16 protein-coding genes are annotated in these 17,212 nt (G+C 74.4%); 9 read left to right on the top strand and 7 right to left on the bottom strand.

The features are described 5' to 3' along the window. Positions 1–14 precede the first annotated feature (14 nt). The 3 genes from HH311_RS21220 to HH311_RS21230 are packed head-to-tail and all read right to left on the bottom strand — an operon-like array spanning position 15 to position 5,072. On the bottom strand, positions 15–2,195 hold the full coding sequence (locus HH311_RS21220) for a hydantoinase B/oxoprolinase family protein (protein WP_169185694.1): 2,181 nt from the start codon (positions 2,193–2,195) through the stop codon (positions 15–17). A gap of 17 nt (positions 2,196–2,212) precedes the next feature. Next, entirely contained in the window at positions 2,213–4,327 is a 2,115-nt protein-coding gene (locus HH311_RS21225) for a hydantoinase/oxoprolinase family protein (RefSeq protein ID WP_169185695.1), read from the bottom strand. A gap of 37 nt (positions 4,328–4,364) precedes the next feature. Next, on the bottom strand, positions 4,365–5,072 hold the full coding sequence (locus tag HH311_RS21230) for a GntR family transcriptional regulator (RefSeq protein ID WP_169185696.1): 708 nt from the start codon (positions 5,070–5,072) through the stop codon (positions 4,365–4,367). A 233-nt stretch (positions 5,073–5,305) separates the two neighbouring features. On the opposite strand from HH311_RS21230, the gene HH311_RS31060 reads away from it, so the two are divergent. From HH311_RS31060 to HH311_RS21245, 4 genes are all read left to right on the top strand, one after another. Beyond that, positions 5,306–6,769 (top strand): aldehyde dehydrogenase family protein, encoded by a 1,464-nt coding sequence (locus HH311_RS31060; protein WP_211190597.1) that lies wholly within the window; start codon positions 5,306–5,308, stop codon positions 6,767–6,769. A 74-nt stretch (positions 6,770–6,843) separates the two neighbouring features. Next, the gene (locus HH311_RS31065) at positions 6,844–7,623 is read left to right on the top strand and encodes an SDR family NAD(P)-dependent oxidoreductase (protein ID WP_312030300.1); all 780 of its coding nucleotides are present in this window, start codon (positions 6,844–6,846) and stop codon (positions 7,621–7,623) included. A 57-nt stretch (positions 7,624–7,680) separates the two neighbouring features. Further along, positions 7,681–8,466 carry a FadR/GntR family transcriptional regulator gene (locus tag HH311_RS21240; protein WP_169185697.1) on the top strand — a complete coding sequence of 262 codons (786 nt, stop codon included), beginning with the start codon at positions 7,681–7,683 and terminating at the stop codon, positions 8,464–8,466. Positions 8,467–8,502: 36 nt separating this feature from the next. After that, positions 8,503–9,909, top strand: a complete 1,407-nt coding sequence (locus tag HH311_RS21245; RefSeq protein WP_211190611.1) for an amidase — start codon at positions 8,503–8,505, stop codon at positions 9,907–9,909. Between the two features lie 25 nt (positions 9,910–9,934). On the opposite strand, the gene HH311_RS21250 is transcribed toward HH311_RS21245, so the two are convergent. The 3 genes from HH311_RS21250 to HH311_RS21260 all read right to left on the bottom strand — a co-directional run bounded on the left by HH311_RS21250 (position 9,935) and on the right by HH311_RS21260 (position 13,254). Further along, the gene (locus tag HH311_RS21250) at positions 9,935–10,819 is read right to left on the bottom strand and encodes a heparin lyase I family protein (protein ID WP_248292878.1); all 885 of its coding nucleotides are present in this window, start codon (positions 10,817–10,819) and stop codon (positions 9,935–9,937) included. 585 nt (positions 10,820–11,404) lie between these two features. Continuing rightward, positions 11,405–12,403 carry a GlxA family transcriptional regulator gene (locus tag HH311_RS21255; RefSeq protein ID WP_169185698.1) on the bottom strand — a complete coding sequence of 333 codons (999 nt, stop codon included), beginning with the start codon at positions 12,401–12,403 and terminating at the stop codon, positions 11,405–11,407. A gap of 53 nt (positions 12,404–12,456) precedes the next feature. Further along, positions 12,457–13,254, bottom strand: coding sequence for an Fpg/Nei family DNA glycosylase (locus HH311_RS21260; protein ID WP_169185699.1), 798 nt, complete (start codon positions 13,252–13,254; stop codon positions 12,457–12,459). Between the two features lie 205 nt (positions 13,255–13,459). Between HH311_RS21260 and HH311_RS21265 the strand changes: the two genes are divergently transcribed. Next, a complete protein-coding gene (locus HH311_RS21265; protein ID WP_169185700.1) occupies positions 13,460–14,086 on the top strand; it encodes an alpha-ketoglutarate-dependent dioxygenase AlkB in 627 nt (208 codons plus the stop codon). Positions 14,087–14,126: 40 nt separating this feature from the next. On the opposite strand, the gene HH311_RS21270 is transcribed toward HH311_RS21265, so the two are convergent. After that, positions 14,127–14,399: a helix-turn-helix domain-containing protein gene (locus tag HH311_RS21270; protein WP_169185701.1), complete on the bottom strand. Its 273-nt coding sequence runs from the start codon at positions 14,397–14,399 to the stop codon at positions 14,127–14,129. A 48-nt stretch (positions 14,400–14,447) separates the two neighbouring features. Between HH311_RS21270 and map the strand changes: the two genes are divergently transcribed. The 4 genes from map to HH311_RS21290 all read left to right on the top strand — a co-directional run bounded on the left by map (position 14,448) and on the right by HH311_RS21290 (position 17,199). Next, entirely contained in the window at positions 14,448–15,236 is a 789-nt protein-coding gene (map, locus tag HH311_RS21275) for a type I methionyl aminopeptidase (RefSeq protein WP_169185702.1), read from the top strand. Between the two features lie 102 nt (positions 15,237–15,338). After that, positions 15,339–15,845, top strand: a complete 507-nt coding sequence (locus HH311_RS21280; protein ID WP_169185703.1) for a cupin domain-containing protein — start codon at positions 15,339–15,341, stop codon at positions 15,843–15,845. Beyond that, entirely contained in the window at positions 15,842–16,276 is a 435-nt protein-coding gene (locus HH311_RS21285; RefSeq protein ID WP_169185704.1) for a VOC family protein, read from the top strand. Before HH311_RS21280 ends, HH311_RS21285 begins: the two co-directional genes overlap by 4 nt. Beyond that, the gene (locus HH311_RS21290) at positions 16,264–17,199 is read left to right on the top strand and encodes a TIGR01777 family oxidoreductase (protein WP_169185705.1); all 936 of its coding nucleotides are present in this window, start codon (positions 16,264–16,266) and stop codon (positions 17,197–17,199) included. Before HH311_RS21285 ends, HH311_RS21290 begins: the two co-directional genes overlap by 13 nt. The last annotated feature ends 13 nt before the right edge of the window (positions 17,200–17,212 follow it).

Raw genomic sequence — 17,212 nt, forward strand, 5'->3', positions numbered from 1 at the left:
GCGGGGCCGGACGGTCAGGCCAGGGCGAAGTCGCGCCAGGCCTTGCCGGAGGCCGGCTCGGTGTCCACCCACAGCGCCGTCACGCAGTGGGGGCAGACGTGGGCGACGGCGTGCAGGGCGTCGTGGACGTCGACCCGGCCCCCGAGGTCGTCCGCGCCGAGGGAGATGGTCGCGGCCAGCGACTCCCAGCCGCCGGCGAGGTCGCCCAGCGGTGTCCGGCAGTGCGCGCACCCGGCGACCGAGCGCCCCCCGCCCGTCCAGATCAGCAGGGCGGTGCCCCAGCGGCCGTCGGGCTCCCCGGACACCGCCGGGACCTCCCCGACGGCGGGCGGGGTCATCCGGGCGCGGCGCTCGGCCCGGATCTCCTCGCGCCGGGAGCCGGTCGCGGCGTCGTCCACGCGGCCGTCCCCGGTGACGACCACGCCGTAGAGCCGGCGGGCGGCGTGGGGACTGACCGCGCCGGCGGCCACGTCGGTCGCGACCGCCGCCGGGTCGCGCAGGATCGGGTCGCCGTAGCCGCCGCCGTTCTGCACGGTGCACTCGAAGACGTCGCCGTGGGCGATGCGGGCGGCGGGCGCGACCCCGGGCAGCACACCGTGGTCGCCGTCGAGCTCGGTGAGGTCGCCGACCGGGCGCCCCGTCCCGAGCCGGTCGAGGACGCCGGAGCCGGTGACGCGCTCGAACCGCGCGCAGGAGCCGGGCAGCCCGCCGAACAGGCCGGTGCGGTTGGGCAGGGCGACGCCGTGGGTGCCCAGGACCCCGGTGACCTCCTCGGTGTCGATGGGGGTCAGGGCGAACTGGACGCCGTTGCCGCCGCGGTGGGTGCCCGCCCCGCCGGAGTCGGGGACCTGGCGGCGCCACAGGTAGAGCAGCGGGTGGCGCATCTCCTGCTGTTCGACGTCGGTGGCGCCGCCACCGAGGATCACCATCGCGCCGCCGGAGTCGACCCCGTCGCGAAAGGAGAACGCCGGCCCGCCCCACAGCAGCGAGTCCATGTACATCGACGCGAACGGCTCGCCGTGCTGGTCGATCCCGCCGAACTGCGAGAGCTGCCAGGACCCGTCGCTCGGCCCGAACGCGAAGCCCTCGTACCGGTCCGAGAAGCTCAGCATCTTCGCGATGGCCCCGCCCGCGGAGCAGGTCGCGGTCCAGTTCGCGCCCGCGGCGCCGCCCGAGACCGGCATCGGCTCGACGGCGGTGACGCACAGCCCGTCCGGGGCGATCACCTCGACCGGCCGCATGATGCCGTGGTTCCAGGGGATCTCGCCGCCGAACGTGCACAGCATCAGCGTCGCCACGGCCCCGAGCAGCCCACCCCGGGTGGTCATGCCGTAGGCGGGGCTCTGGGGGCTGGACCCGGAGAAGTCGAAGGTCAGCGTGTCGTCGACCTTCCGCATCACGCACGGCACCTCGAGCAGCTCGATCCCGGCGTCGCCCGCGCGCCCGGAACCGTCGGGCCGGTCGAGGTAGGAGGTGTGCTCGTAGGTGCCGTCGGGCAGCTCGCGCAGCATCGCCCGCAGGTCGGCCTCGGAGTTGTCGAGGGTCTTCTCCATCGTCGCGCGCACCGCGTCGGTGCCGTAGCGGTCGCAGAGCTCGCCGAAGCGCTGCCCGGCGACCCGCAGCCCGGCCAGGAACGCGCGGAAGTCGTTGGCCACGGTGTCGTGCATGCGGGAGTTCAGGACGATGGTGTCCCAGAGCTCCTGGTTGACCACGCCCTTGCGGACGATGCGCCCCGGCGGGATGCGGATGCCCTCCTGGAACACGTCGGTGGCGGTGGTGCACCAGCTCCCCGGGTCCATCCCGCCGAGGTCGACCTGGTGGGCCATGCACCCGAGCCAGGCCACGATCTCGCCGTCGCGGAAGACCGGGCTGCAGAACTGCACGTCGTTCTGGTGCATGGCCGCGAGGTACGGGTCGTTGATGATGAAGACGTCGCCGTCGGCGATGTCGTCGTAGCGCGCCAGGAACTCCTGCACGGCCATCGCCCCGGTGTAGAGCGGGGTCAGCAGGTAGACCCCGATGATCGCCATCTCGCCGGCGGCGGTGTAGATGCCGAAGTTGTAGTCGGTGGCGTGCACGACCGGGGAGCCCGAGACGTGCTCGACGGTGGTGGCGCCCTCGGAGTTGATCGACCACAGCTTGTGCCGGATGACTTCGTAGGTGACGGGGTCGACGCCGCCGGTGGGGGTGCTCATGGTGGTCCTCCGGGTGCTCAGGCGCGCTGGGTGATGACGAGGTCGCCGGCGCCGTCGACGACGGCGTCCTGGTCCGGCCCGATGACGACCGTGGTGTCGGTGAGCTCGACGATCGCGAGGCCGGAGATGGTCAGGCCGTCGTGGAGCTCCTCGGCCCGGTGCACGGCGGCGTCGTGCCACCCGCCGCCGCTGAAGACCGGACGGGTCCCGGCCGCCCGGCCGGTGCCCGCTCCCCCGCCCGCGACCGTGGTGAACTCCGCGCGGGGCACCGGGCTCGTCGCGACCACGCGGAACGTGGTGATCTCGACGCCGCCCTCGACGAACGCCGAGCCCTTGCCGAACCGGCCCTCGTACTGGTCGACGAACCGTTCCACCATGCTGTGGATCTCGGCCGCGGACAGGGGGTGGGACCCGGCGTCGAACGTGACCGTCAGGACGTGGATCTGGGCGCGGAAGCGGATCTCCACGGAGCGGACGTAGGTGACGGCGTCCTTGTCCGCGCCGGCGGCGACGAGGTCGCGGGTCGCCCGGGCGGCGAGCTCGTCGAAGGTGGCGTTGAGGGTCTCCGGGGGCAGGGCCGCGGCGTGGTCGGTGGTGCCCGGCGGCGTCTGCATCGGCTGCGAGATCTCCTCGACCATCGTCAGGTCGGAGCAGCCGATGCCGAAGGCGGAGTGCACCGAGGCGGTGATCGGCACGATGATCTGCGGGCAGCCGAGCTCGGCGCCGTAGGAGAAGGCGTGCAGCGGGCCGGCGCCGCCGTAGGCGAACAGGGCGAAGTCGGTGGGGTCGTAGCCCTGCTCGACGGTGACCTGGCGGACCAGGTCGGCCATCCGGGAGTCGACGATCGTCTTGATGCCCTCGGCGGCCTGTTCGACGGAGAGGCCGGCGGGCTCCGCGACGTGGGTCGCGATCGCGGCCCGGGCCCGTTCGACGTCGAGCGTGAGCCGACCGCCCAGGAAGTTGTCGGGGTTGAGGTAGCCCAGCACCAGGTCGGCGTCGGCCACCGTCGGGAGCTCGCCGCCGCGGCCGTAGCACGCGGGCCCCGGCCGGGCCCCGGCGCTCTGCGGGCCGACCTGCAGGACGCCGTTGTGCACCGAGGCGATCGACCCGGCACCGGCGCCGATGGCGCGGACCGCCACCGACGGCAGGGCCAGCTCGTCGCGGCCGATCAGGGTCGTGTTGGACATGACCGGCAGGCCGTCGAGGACCAGGCCGACGTCGAAGCTGGTCCCGCCCATGTCGGTGGTGACGACGTTGCGGTGCCCCGAGCGGGTGCCGAGGAACTGGGAGGCGATGACGCCGCCGACGGGGCCGGACATCACGGTGGCCGCGGCCCGCTTCTCGACCTCGGCGAAGGTCGCCAGGCCGCCGTTGGACTGCATGAGCAGCGGCCCGGTGCGGAGCCCGGCCCGGGTCAGGGTGTGCTCGAAGCTGTCGAGGGAGGTCTTGAGCACCGGGCGGAGGCTGGCGTTGACCGCGGTGGTCAGCGTGCGCTCGTACTCGCCGATGCGGGGCAGGAACTCGCTGGAGAGCGTCACGCCCAGCTCCGGGGCCTCCTCGGCGAGGATCTCGGAGACGCGGCGCTCGTGGGTGTCGTTCGCGAACGACCACAGCAGCGCGACCGCGATGACCTCGGCGCCGCGGTCGCGCAGGGCCCGCACCGCGCGGCGGACGTCGTCCTCGTCGAGCGGGCAGACGACGCGGCCCGCGTAGTCGATGCGCTCGGTGATCTCCTCGGTCATCGCCCGCGGCACGGCGGTCGGCTGCTTGACGAGGGTGCGGAAGCGCTTGATGTCCTCCTCGTCGAGCCCGATGCCCTTGAAGCCCCGCATGATCGTCAGGGTGTCGCCGAAGCCGCGGGTCTGGAGCAGGCCGACCCGGCGGGCGCGGCCCTCGAGCATCGCGTTGGTCGCGATCGTGGTGCCGTGGGCGAACACCTCCACCTGCCCGAGCAGCTCGCCGAGCTCCACCGCGCGCTCCCGGGCGGCGTCGACGAGGGTGTCGAGCACCCCCTCGGCGGGGTTGTCGGGGACCGTGGAGGACTTGTAGCGCCCGACGTCGCCGTCCTGGTCGATCACGACGGTGTCGGTGAACGTCCCGCCGATGTCGGAGGCGACGTAGTAGGTGGGCATGGGGGTCACTCCTTCGTGGACCGACGCGACCGAGGGGTCAGGACACGGGGCGGTCGGCCCCGGCGCTCGCGACGCCGCCGTGGGTGGCGCGCAGCTGGTCGATGGTGGTCTGGATGTGCGCCCGGGCCAGGCGCTCGGCGCCCGGTGCGTCGCCGGCCTCGATCGCGCCGGCGATCGCCTCGTGCTCGCCGATCGCCCGCACGGCGTGGGCGGGCTCGATCAGGGCGACCGGCGCGAAGACCTGGGCGGTCATCCGCAGCACGGGGGCCTGCGCGATCACGAACCCGTTGCCGGACAGGTGGAGGATCTGCTCGTGGAAGTCGACGTTGGCGGTGGTGTAGGTGCGCGGTGACCAGGGGTCGAGCGCGGCGCGCTGCGTCGCGATGACGTGCCGGAGCTCCCGGCAGCGGCTCGGGCCCGGGACCGCCTGCGCGGCGAGCCGGGCGGCGAGCCCGTCGACCACGGCCCGGAGCTCGTAGGCCTGCAGCAGCGTCCCGACGTCACCCGAGACGACGCGCGCCCCCTGACCGGGGTCGACGGTGACGAGGCCCTCCTGCTCGAGGGCCCGCAGCGCCTCGCGCAGCGGGGTCCGGCTGACCCCGAGCTCGGCCGCCAGGCCCTCCTGGGGCAGGCGCGCCCCGCTCGGGTAGCGGCCGCTGTAGATGCGCTCGCGCAGCACTTCGGCGAGCTCGTCGACGAGCGCGATGCGGGGGCCGCCGCGCGCCCCTCGTCGGGGGTGCTCCATCGACGCCTCCCTCCGGCTCGCGATTGGATACAGCGAGCAGAGGCTGGACCGTGACGTGGACGACAGTCAAGCGCCGGGCACATATCCGCTGCTCAGGGGGCTGGACCCGCGCGACGTCGGGTCGCTGGTCGCCGACGGTGCGTGGTTGACGACGGCGGGTGTGACCTGCATCCTGCCTGACACGAGAGCTGGTCTGACCAGCTCGACGACGTCGTCTGTGTAGGGAGCTGTCGATGAGCGCCCATCCCGGGATCGTGCTGCCCGACCACCCCGCCGGTCTGCCGATCGGTCCGGGATGGCGCGACGACGTGCCCGACGCGCCCGTGGTCTTCCCCTACGACGGGACGATCGTCGCGCGGGCCCCGGTGGGCACCGTCGAGCTGGCCCGCGAGGCGGTCGCGGTGGGGGCCGGTGTCCGACGCCGGGTCGCGGCGCTGAGCTCGGCGACCCGGCGCGCGATCCTGCTCCGGGTCGAGCGGGAGCTCGCCGAGCACACCGACGAGTTCGTCGCGCTGCTCGTCGCGGAGACCGGCAAGACCCGCGCGGACTGCGCGGTGGAGTTCTCCCGCACCGTGTTCACCTGGACCGCGGCCGCCGAGGAGGTCGCCCACATCCACGGCGAGACCGTCCCGCTGGACCTGCAGGCCTCCGGGGAGGGCCTGATCGGGTTCTGGACCCGCCGGCCGGTTGGGCTCGTGGTCGGCATCGCGGGCTTCAACGGACCCGTCCTGCTCGCCTCGCACAAGATCGCGCCCGCGATCGCGGCCGGCTGCCCGGTGATCTGCAAGCCCGCGCCGGCCACTCCCCTGGCCACGCTGTGGCTGGCCGACATCGTCCGGCGCGCGGCCGTGGCGCACGGTGCCCCGCCGGAGATGGTGCAGGTCGTGACCGGCGACGCCGAGGTGGGCCGGACCCTGGTCACCGCGCCCGAGGTCGCGGTGGTGTCGTTCACGGGCTCCGCCGCGGTCGGTCACCAGATCGCCCGGGACGCCGCACCGCGCAAGACCCTGCTCGAGCTCGGCTCGAACGCGGCGCTGATCGTCGACGCGGACGCCGACCTGGACGCCGCCGTCGACGCGGTCCTGCGCGGCGGCTTCTACTTCAACGGGCAGGCCTGTATCGCCGTGCAGCGCGTGATCGTGTGCGAGCCGATCCGCGAGGAGTTCCTCGGCCGGCTCACCGCCCGCATCGGCGAGCTCACCGTCGGGGACCCCCGGGACCCGGCCACGCGCATCGCCCCCCTGATCAACGACGCCTCCACCGCGCGGGTCCTGGAGTGGATCGAGCAGGCCGAGCAGGCCGGCGCGAAGATCGTGCACGGTGGGCGCGTCGTCGACCGGTCGGTCGAGCCGACGATCCTGCTCGACGTCCCCGAGCACGCCCGGGCCTGGTGCGAGGAGATCTTCGCGCCGGTCGTGGCGGTGAACTCGGTCCCCGACCTCGCGACCGCCCTCGAGACCGCCAACCGCTCCCGGTACGGGCTGCACGCCAGCGTGTTCACCCGCTCGCTCGCCGGCGCCTTCCGCGCGATCGAGGAGCTCGACGTCGGCGGCGTGATCGTCAACGAGGTGCCCGGCTTCCGGTCCGACGTCATGCCGTACGGCGGGGTCAAGGACTCCGGTGTCGGGCGGGAAGGTCCGCGGTTCGCGATCGAGGAGCTCACCGTGACCCGCATGGCCGTCATCCGCCCCCAGTGATCGATCCGCCGGCGACCGATCCGCCAGCGACCGATCCGCCAGCGACCGATCCGCCTGCGACCAGGAGCCCCGTCGTGACCGACTACCCGAACCTGTTCTCGCTCGACGGACGCCGGGCGCTGCTGCTCGGCGCCGGCGGCATCGGCCGCGAGGCCGGGCTCGCGCTGGCCGCGCACGGCGCCGAGGTGGTCTGCGCCGACCGCGACGCCGCCACCGCGAAGGCGACCGCCGACGCGATCACCGAGGCGGGCGGGCGGGCCTCGGCGACCGAGGTCGACGTCACCGACGCCCCCGGCCTCGAGAGCCGGCTCGACGAGCTGGGCGACCTCGACGTCGCCGTCCTGACGGCCGCGATGAACGTCCGCAAGCGGCTGCTGGACTACAGCGTCGCGGAGTTCGACCGGGTCGTGGACCTCAACCTGCGGGGCAGCTTCACCGTCCTGCGTGCCCTCGGCGCGCGGATGACCGCGCGGGGACGCGGCAGCATCATCGCGTTCTCCTCGATCCGGGCCCGCACCGTGGAGCCCGGACAGGGGGTGTACGCGGCGACCAAGGCCGGCCTGGAGTCGCTGGTGCGCACGGCGGCCGTCGAGTTCGGGGACGCGGGGGTCCGGGTCAACGCGATCGCGCCCGGCGTCGTCGAGACCCCGCTGACCAGCCAGATCAAGGCGCACCCGGAGTGGTACGAGGCCTACGCCACGAAGGGCGCGCTCGGGCGCTGGTCCCAGCCCTCGGAGCTGGCAGGCGCCGTGGTGTTCCTGGCGTCCGACGCCTCGACCTTCGTCACGGGCTCCACCCTCACCGTCGACGGCGGCTGGACGGCGGTCGACGGCCGCTTCACCCCGCCGACCTGAGCGCCGGCCAGCGCCCGCCCGCCCCCGGTGACTACCGTGGGCCGACCAGGAGGGGCGATGACCGACACCGCCGGCAGGTCCGCGGCCACCACCAGCGACCACCGCGCCTATCGGCGCATGGTCGACGACGTCGAGGCGCGCATCGCCTCGGGCGAGCTGCGCCCCGGGGACCGGCTGCCGAGCGAGCGCGACCTCGTCGACCGGTACGCGATCGCGCGGTCCTCGGTACGCGAGGCGCTGCGGGTGCTCGAGAGCCTGGAGCTGGTGCGCTCCGCGCCGCGCGACCCCCGTGGTCCGCTCGTGCTGCCGATGTCGGCCGCGCCCATCCGGCGCTCGCTGGGCCTGCTGACCTCGTCGAAGACGATCTCCCTGCCCCAGCTCGTGCAGCTGCGCATGGTGCTGGACGCCTCGACCAACCTCATGGCCGCGGTTCGCCGCACCCCCGAGCACCTGGTCGCGCTGGAGCGGAACATGGCGCGCATGCGGGCGCTCCGCCACCACTCCTACGCCGAGTTCGGCCACGCCGACCTGGAGTTCCACGAGATCCTCGCCGACGCCGCCGGGCACGAGCTGGTGCGCCTCTACGGCGAGGCCGTGCGGGAGGCGGTGCTGGACCTCATCCAGCAGACCATCCTCGACGCCGAGGACCAGGCGGCCCAGATGCTGCGCTCGATCCGCCACCACGCGGCGGTCTTCGACGCCGTCCAGGCCGGTGACGCCCTGGCTGCGTCACGGCTGGCCCGGGAGAGCCTCTACCAGTACTACGCCGACCACGTCGGCGACGAGGACCGCGAGATCATGGCCGACCTGGTGCGCGAGTGCGGCGGGCGCGTCGAGCGCTGATCCGGCGCTGGCGTCACCCGGGTCCCGGCGGCCACCCTGACCCCGGTGAGCGACGACCCCCTCGCCCTGGCCACCGCCGTCGAGCTCTGCGCGTCCTACCGGGACGGCCGGCTCTCCCCGCCCGAGGTCCTCGACGCCGTGCTCGAGCGGATCGACCGTCTCGAGCCGCACCTGCACGCGCTCTACGCGCCGGACCCGGACCGGGCCCGTCGGGAGGCCGAGGAGGCCGGACGCCGCTGGGCCGAGCACCGGCCCGCCGGTCCCCTCGACGGCGTCCCCGTGACGGTCAAGGACAACGTCGCCGTCGCCGGCGTCCCGACCCCGGTGGGGAGCGCCGCGACCCCGCTCCGGCCCGCCGTCGAGGACGCTCCCCCGGCGGCCCGGCTCCGCGAGTCCGGCGCCGTGCTGCTGGCCAAGACCACCATGCCCGACCTCGGCATGCTCACCAGCGGCCTGTCGAGCTACCACCCGCTGACCCGCAACCCCTGGGATCCGCGCCGGACTCCCGGCGGGTCGAGCGCCGGGGCCGCCGCCGCGGCGGCCGCGGGGTACGGGCCCGTGCACCTCGGCACCGACATCGGCGGCTCGATCCGGTTGCCCGCCGGCTGGTGCGGGCTCGTCGGGTTCAAGCCCAGCTTCGGCCGCGTCCCGATCGACCCCGCCTTCCTCGGGCGCGCCGCCGGCCCCCTGACCCGCACCGTCGACGACGCCGCCCTGGCCATGTCCGTCCTCACCCGCCCCGACCGGCGCGACCACCTCGCGCTCCCGCCGCAGGAGCTCGACTGGTCCGTCGCCCCACGCCCCGACCTCGCCGGGTTGCGCGTCGGGCTGCTCCTCGACGCCGGCGTCGGGCTGCCCGTCGAGCCCGACGTCGCCGAGGCGGTGTCCCGCGCGGCCGAACTGTTCGCCGCCCACGGCGCGACGGTGGAACCGATCGCGGGGTACCTGACCCGCGCCATGCTCGACGGGCTCGACGACTTCTGGCGCACCCGCGCCCGCGCCGACCTCGACCGCCTCGAGCCCGACCGCAGGGCCGCGGCCCTGCCGTACATCGTCGCGTGGGCCGACCGCGCCGCCCGGCTCGACGCCGCGGCGGTGTACCACGGCTTCAGCCAGATCGACGCGATCAGCCTCGCCACGCAGCGCGCCACCGAGCCCTACGACGCCGTCCTCTCCCCCACCTGCCCCGTGGGCCCGCCCGACGCCGAGGCCCCGTCACCGACCGGCGACCCCGACCGGCCGCTCGAGCACATCGCGTTCACGCTCCCGTTCAACATGTCCGGGCAGCCGGCGATCTCGGTGAACTGCGGCTACGACCGGGACGGGCTGCCGATCGGGCTGCAGATCTCCGGCCGGCGCTTCGCCGACCTCGACGTCCTCTCGCTGGCGGCGTTCTACGAGGCGCACCGGCCGGAGCAGCGGCCCTGGCCGACGGGTCGGTGATCCCGTCGCACGGAGCGGCCGGGGGCTACCCCGCGACCGCCGCGTACGTGGTCCCGAGCCGGGCGCTCTCGAGGTCGTAGGTCGCGGTGGAGGTGAGGGTGTTGTCGCGGTACATCCCCATCTTCCAGTAGTCGAACTGCGACGAGGTCTTCGACGTGGTCACCGCGGTGTCGGGCGACGCCGCCGGCTCCTTCGGGGTGTCCTTCGGCTGGGGGGTCTTCGCCAGCGCGTCCTTCTGCGCCTTCGCCTGCGCCGGCGTGGCCTTCGTCTTCTTCGCCGTCGGGTAGAGCGTCCCGCCGATCGGGTGGTAGCCGGTGAGGACCGGCGCCCCGTTCACCCAGGCGTCGATGGTGCCGAGCGACGTGTTCGAGGAGAAGTGGATGTGCAGGACGACGGTGGTCTGCGTCCCCGTCGCGGCGGGCGCGAGGGTCGTGGTCCAGTACTTGCTGCCCGCCGGCCCCGACGGGTTGCCGTAGCCGCCGTCGAGGATGACGTTGCCGTGGCCGATCTTCAGCTCGACCGGCGGCGAACCGTCGTCGGCGTTCTTCCACTGGGTGATGACCTGCCAGCTGGTCTCGTTCACCGGGAACGTCGTGGGCAGGGTGAAGGAGTTGGCGAAGAAGTAGTCGGAGCCCTCGGTGAAGTTCACCACGTTGGGCTCGATCTCCGAACGCGTTCCCCCACCCGGGACAGTGAATCGTGCGGCTTTCGCCGGCGCGTTGACGCTACTGGTCACGAGGACCGGGGCCGAGGCGCCGACGTTGTTCCAGGGCGTCGACTTGAAGTTGTTGAACCCACTGCCGGTGAAGTCGGACTGCCAGACCAGCGCGGCCGCCTGCGCCGCCCCCGTCCACGAGACCAGCGCGACCAACGCCGCCAGAGCGACGAACGCCGCCCGTCCGGAACGCATCGCCATTCCCCCTTTGCGCACGGCGGCACGCGATCCCCCGCCCCCGACGGACCCGGGATCGTGTGCCGAAATGGTGTGGCGTCTCCCTCGGAGTGACGCCGTGTCGAGGGGGCCGTCGCCCCGCGCGCCGCGGTCGTTACAGATCTCGGGGGATTCTCCGGGCCGAGTGCGATCCATTCCTCCGATCGCGTGGACACGCTGTCCGGATTCGACTCAGATCGGGCCGACCCCCCGTGACCCGGGCGCCCCCGCCGCCCCCGCCTACCGTCGAGACGTACTGACGACGCAACCGTGACCCCTGCGCCCGTTGTCCGCCGTACGAGCGCGCTGTACAACGGACGCAGCGAAGTCCCGGCCCGGCCACGGCGGTGCCGGAGGAGAAGGCCCCGTCCCCCGGTCCGTGACTTCGTGCTCGGGTCCCGGGAACCCACGCGGACACACCGTGTCCACGGAGGCGCCGTCGGTCTGCGCCGGCCAGCGACGAGCGGTGGCCGCCGCCGAGACCGCGACGACGGCGAGTCGGTGCACGCTTGGTACCCCGCGCATCCGAGCTCCCCGGGCGTCCGTCCTGCGGCCGTGATCCCGTCAGCGGCCCAGGGCGGGCGTCCGGGCCCCGCGGTCTCCGCCCGTGCCGTGGAAGGACCGCCGGTAGGCGGTCGGGGTGGTGCCCAGCCCGCCGGTGAACCGCTGGCGCAGCGCGGCCGCGGACGGGAACCCCGAGGCGCGGGCGACCTCCTGCACCGTCAGGTCGGTGGTCTCGAGCAGGCGCCGGGCCCGGTCCAGCCGGGCCCGCAGCAGCCACTGCTTCGGGCTCGCGCCGACCTCGTCGTGGAAGCGGCGGAGCAGGCTGCGCTCGGAGATCGAGGCGTGGGCCGCGAGGTCGGCGAGGTCGAGCGGACGGTCGAGGTGGCCGAGCGCCCAGGCGCAGGTGGACGCGATGCTGGTCGCCGAGGTGTCGGGCAGGGCGGTGTCGATGAACTGGGCCTGGGCACCGTCGCGGTGCGGGGCGACGACGTTCCAGCGGGCGAGATCGGCCGCCGCCTGGGCGCCCCGGTCGGCGCGGACCACGTGCAGCCCCAGGTCGATCCCGCTGGCCAGCCCGGCCGAGGTGAGCACGTCGCCGTCGTCGACGTAGAGCTCGTCGGAGACCACCGAGACGGCGGGGAACTGCGCGGCGAGCCGGTCGACGACCGCCCAGTGGGTCGTCGCCCGCCGTCCGTCCAGCAGCCCGGCGTGGGCCAGGGCGAACGCGCCGACGCAGATCGAGAGCACGCGGGCGCCGCGCTCGGACGCCTTGCGCAGGGCCGCGAGGACCTCCTCGTCGGGTCGGGTGTCCCAGGCGTGCGCGTAGCCGGGCACGGCGACGGTGTCGGCTTCCTCGAGGGCCTCGAGCCCGGCGTGCACCACGATGTCGAAGCCGTCGCCGGTCGCCACGCGATCCCCGCCGGCGCCGCAGACGGAGAACGCGTACAGCCCCTCGTCGGTGTCGTCGAGGGTCGGGGGGTGGCCGAAGAGCTGCACCACGCAGCTCAGGTCGAAGCTGAAGACACCGGGCAGGACGAGTGCGACGACGCGGTGCGGCACGGGTCCGAGCCTCCGTCCGGAGGCCCGTCCTCGGCAAGCGGCCCGGTGTCGGGTCACCGTTGGTGGGCGGGGCACCAGAACGTGGTCCGGCCGCCGACGGTGGCGCGGCACAGCTCGGCGTCGTCGCGGGGACAGCGGCCGCCCGGCCGGCGGTGCGGGACCAGGGGCAGGGTGTGCACGCCGCCGTCGTGCAGGGCGTCGTCGACGGTCGAGCGCACGGTGCGGTGGAGTCGCCGGCGCTCGGCCGGGGTCAGACCGTCGACGGGACGGCCCGGGACGAGCCCGGCGCGCCAGAGGATCTCGTCGGCGAGCAGGTTGCCGATCCCGGCCACCACGTGCTGGTCGAGCAGCCGGGCCTTGACCGGGGCCCGGCTCCACCCCAGGCGCTCCCCGAACTCCGCCGCGGTGACCAGGGCGGCGTCCGGGCCGAGCGCGTCGAGCGGCGGGTCGAGCCGGATGCGCCCGAGCCGGCGGGGGTCGACGAGGTGCAGCACGCCGCCGTCGGCGAAGTCGAGCGAGAACCGCGAGAACCGGAAGTCGCCGGGCTGCCGGCCGAACTCCCAGTGGTCCCCGCCGTCGACCTCCCGGCCGTCCGCATCGGCGATGACGATCTTGCCCGACATGCCGAGGTGGATGCCGAGCACCGGCCCGCCCGGGGTGTCGCACCACAGCGTCTTGCCCCGGCGGTGCGCGGCCGTCAGCTCGGTGCCGACGAGCGCGAGGGCGATCTCCCCCGGCGGATGCGGCCGGCAGACCCAGCCGTCGGTGTCGTCCGCGGCGACGATGCGCCGGCCCAGCGCCGAGCGCTCGAGGACGCTGCGGGCGGACTCGACCTCGGGCAGCTCGGGCATCACGGTCATCCTGCCGCGCGTCCCCGCGGGTCCGGCCGGGTCGGCGGGAAAGCGCGCAGGTTCGGCGGTCCGCCACCTCCTCGCTGTCGGACCCCGGTGCCAGTCTCGGAGGCACCAGCGAGACCGGTACGAGAGGACCACCGTGGTCGACAGCCGCCAGACCGCCCGCGCCGCGACCTTCCGCGCACGCCCGACCCTCATCGGTGTGAGCGTGCCGATCCCGCGCCAGGACAGCCTGCTCGACCTGCTCGACGACGGCGAGCCGGCGGTCGACGAAGCGTTCGCCGACGCCGAGCGGGTCGAGCTCGACGAGACCTCGTGGCTCGAGCACGTCCACGGCTGGCTGCGCGGCAGCCGGCGCGTCCTCGACGACGTCCTGGCGCTCGCGCCGTTCGAGCAGCGCTCGCGATGGATGTACTCCCGGAAGGTGGTCGAGCCGCGGCTGACCGCGGAGTACCCCGACGTCGACGACGCGCCCCTGCCGGTGCTGCGGACGGTGGCCGCGGCGCTCACCGCCCACTACGGGGTGCCGTACCGCTCGCTGTGGATCAACCTGTACCGCGACCACCACGACTCCACGAGCTGGCACGGCGACACCGTCGGCAAGGTGCAGGAGACCAGCACCGTGCCCGTGCTCAGCCTCGGCGCCACCCGACGGTTCCTGATCAAGCCCGCGGCGGGCGGCCGGAGCACGTCGCTCGCCGTCGAGTCGGGCGACCTGATCGTCATGGGCGGCCGCGCCCAGCGGGACTGGCGGCACGCGGTCCCCAAGCAGGCCACCCCGGCCGGGCCCCGGATCAGCATCAACTTCGCGCCCGGCGAGGCAGGGTGACCCTTCCTGACGGGGCCGTCCGGTAGCCGGCCGGCCCGCGTCAGGCGGTCCGCGGCTCGGCGTGCTCGGCCGGCCCGCCGCACGCCGCGACGAGGTCGGTCAGCGGGAGGGCCAGCTCGTCGGCGAGCGCGGCGACGGTGAAGAACGCCGGCGTCGGCACCCGCCCCGACTCGATCTTGCGCAGCGTCTCCACCGACATCCCGACCGCACCGGCGACGGAGGCCATGCTCCGCGGCCCCCGCGCCTCGCGCAGGACCTCGCCGAGGCGCCGGCCGCGTTCGCGCTCCTCGGGAGTCAGCGGCACTCGCACCATGGGCGTGATAGTAATACCGGTATAACTATCCCGACCAGGAGTGGCGCGATGATCGAACTCAAGACCCCCGCGGAGATCGAGCGGATGCACGTGGCCGGCCGTTTCGTGGCCCAGGTGCTCGCCGAGCTCGGGGACCGCGCGCGGGTCGGCGTCAACCTGCTCGAGCTGGAGCAGCACGCCCGCCGCATGATCCGCGACCGGGGCGCGGAATCCTGCTACTGGGACTACTCCCCGTCCTTCGGCCGCGGCCCCTTCCGCAACGTCGTCTGCCTGTCGGTCAACGACGCCGTCCTGCACGGCCTCCCCCACGACTACGTGCTGCGCGACGGGGACGTGCTGAGCATGGACCTCGCGCTCGGGATCGACGGCTGGGTCGCCGACTCCGCGCGGACCGTCATCGTCGGCGAGGCGGCCGAGGAGGACGTACGGCTCGTGCGGGCCGGCGAGGAGGCGCTCGCGGCCGCCATCGCGGCGGCGCAGCCGGGAGGCCGGCTCGGGGACATCTCGGCCGCGATCGGTGCGGTCGCCGCCCGCCACGGCTACCCGGTCAACCTCGAGTTCGGCGGGCACGGGCTCGGCCGCACCATGCACGAGGAGCCGCACGTCGCGAACGACGGCCGCGCCGGCCGCGGGATGCGCCTGCGCCCGGGCCTGACCCTGGCGCTCGAGCCGTGGTTCGCGCGCACCACCGGCAGGATCGTCTACGACCCGGACGGCTGGACCATCCGCTCGGCCGACGGCTCGCGGACCACGCACTCCGAGCACACCGTCGCCATCACCGACGACGGTCCCGAGGTCCTGACGCTGCAGCCGAGCTTCCAGCCCTCGTCGAGCTGAGCCCCGGCCGACCGTGTCCACATCGTCCCCCGGGTCCGGCTGCGGCCGTGACCGCCCGGGACCACGCTGCCCCTCTGACTGCGCACAGCCGTGGAGGTCGCCGTGGCTGCTCCCGCTGCTCCCTTCGCGGTCGCGGCCGGCGAGGGCACGGCGCTGCGGACGCCCACGGCGTCGACGGTCACGATCAAGGCCGCGACAGGGCAGACCAACGGCAGCATGACGGTGCTCGAGCTGGCCATCCTGCCGGGGGACGGGCCGGGGCTGCACACGCACGTGCGCGAGGACGAGCTCTGGTGGGTCCTCGACGGTGAGTTCCGGTTCCGGTTGGGCGACGACGTGGTGAGCGAGTCGCGCGGCGGGATGGCGTTCGGCGCGAGAGGCGTGCCGCACACGTTCCAGAACGTCGGCGAGGGAGAGGGCCGCCTGCTCGTCGTCACGACCCCGTCCGGGCTCGAGCGGTTCTTCCAGCAGTACGCCGAGCACTCCGGCCCGGTCGACCCTGCGATGCTGCACGCGCTCGGCGAAGCCCACGGGGTCGAGTTCGTGGGGCCGCCGTTGTCGGTCTCCGATCCCGGCGGCACCGTGCTGTCCGAGGGGCGTCCACGGTGAGCGTCCGCGCTGATGTCGGCTCGCAGGAGCGGGCGGGCTCTCCCGGTCCCGTCACCCACGTCCGCCTGGCCCGCCCGTGCGTCGATCTCCCGGCCGTCGAGCGCTTCTACACAGCGGGGCTCGGGCTCTCGGTGCTCCTGCGCGTCAGTCCTCCCGAGGTCCCGCCCCCGGGACTGGCGATGCTGGGCTGGCCTGGGGCGGCGTGGCACCTCGAGCTGGTCGGCTACGGCACGCCGCCGCAGCCGACGGTCGACGACCTCCTCGTGCTCTACCTCGGCGACGCCGTGCCCGCGGAACTCCTCGACCGCCTCGTCGCGGCGGGCGGCCGGCGCGTCACGGCCCACGACCCGTACTGGGAGGAGTGGGGCGTCACCGTCGAGGATCCGGACGGCTACCGGCTCGTGCTCAGCACGCGGCGGTGGCCGGAGTGACGTCGGTGCCCGACCCGGGTCGGGTCGTCGTCACCGGCGCCCACGGCTGGATCGGCGACCGGGTCGGCGCCGCGCTGCAGGAGCGCGGCTGGGCGGTGGTGGGCGTCTCGCGCACTCCGTCGAAGGCGGGCTCCCACCGGCCGGGGTGGACCTGGGTCGGGACGGGTCCCGAGCTCGACGACGCCGTGGCCGAGGCGGGCGCGGTCGTCAACCTCGCGGGCCGCAACGTGTTCGAGCAGCGGTGGACGCCCGAGTACGTCGAGACGATGCGACGCAGCCGGGTCGACCTCACGCGACGTGTCGCGGCGGCGCTCGGACGACACGCGGGAACCGCGGTGCTCGTCAGCGCCAGCGGCTTCACCGTGTGCGGCGACGCCGGCGAGACGGAGCTGCCGGACGACACCCCGGCGTCGCGCGACCTCGTCCTCGGCGACGTCTACGCGGACTGGGAGGAGGCCGCCCTCGAGGCCCCGGCGTCGGTCCGGGTGGTGGTCGCCCGCCTCGGTGTCGTCCTCGGCCCGGACCACGGCGCCTTCGACTTCTTCCGCCGGCCCTTCCTCACCGGACGGGGCAGCGTGCTGGGACCCGGCGACCAGTGGGTGCCGTGGATCCACGTCGACGACGTGGTCGGGCTGCTCCTCGCAGGCCTCGAGGACGAGCGGTACCGCGGCGTCGTCCACGTCGTCGCCCCCGACCCGGTCCGCCACCGCGAGCTGGCCGCGGAGCTGGCCGCCTCCGCCGGCGCCGCGGTCGGGGACGTCGAGCCCGTCGCGTCGGTCCGGGCGCGGCTCGGTCCCGCGGCCGAGATGCTGGTGACCAGCCAGCGGATGGTCCCGCGTCGTGCCCTCGAGCACGGCTACCGCTTCCGCCACCCCCGTCTCGACGGGGCGGTCGCCGACCTCGTCGTCCGCGACCGGGCGTGACCCCTCGGGCGTC

It is taken from the genome of Actinomycetospora sp. TBRC 11914, from assembly GCF_012933465.1.
Classification (GTDB): domain Bacteria; phylum Actinomycetota; class Actinomycetes; order Mycobacteriales; family Pseudonocardiaceae; genus Actinomycetospora.

Coding starts and splice junctions, on each gene's coding strand:
- HH311_RS21225 (WP_169185695.1), bottom strand. CDS start 4,327: ATGCCCACCTACTACGTCGCCTCCGACATCGGCGGGACGTTCACCGAC.
- HH311_RS21260 (WP_169185699.1), bottom strand. CDS start 13,254: ATGCCCGAGCTGCCCGAGGTCGAGTCCGCCCGCAGCGTCCTCGAGCGC.
- HH311_RS31060 (WP_211190597.1), top strand. CDS start 5,306: ATGAGCGCCCATCCCGGGATCGTGCTGCCCGACCACCCCGCCGGTCTG.
- map (WP_169185702.1), top strand. CDS start 14,448: ATGATCGAACTCAAGACCCCCGCGGAGATCGAGCGGATGCACGTGGCC.
- HH311_RS21270 (WP_169185701.1), bottom strand. CDS start 14,399: ATGGTGCGAGTGCCGCTGACTCCCGAGGAGCGCGAACGCGGCCGGCGC.
- HH311_RS21240 (WP_169185697.1), top strand. CDS start 7,681: ATGACCGACACCGCCGGCAGGTCCGCGGCCACCACCAGCGACCACCGC.
- HH311_RS21250 (WP_248292878.1), bottom strand. CDS start 10,819: ATGCGTTCCGGACGGGCGGCGTTCGTCGCTCTGGCGGCGTTGGTCGCG.
- HH311_RS21220 (WP_169185694.1), bottom strand. CDS start 2,195: ATGAGCACCCCCACCGGCGGCGTCGACCCCGTCACCTACGAAGTCATC.
- HH311_RS21230 (WP_169185696.1), bottom strand. CDS start 5,072: ATGGAGCACCCCCGACGAGGGGCGCGCGGCGGCCCCCGCATCGCGCTC.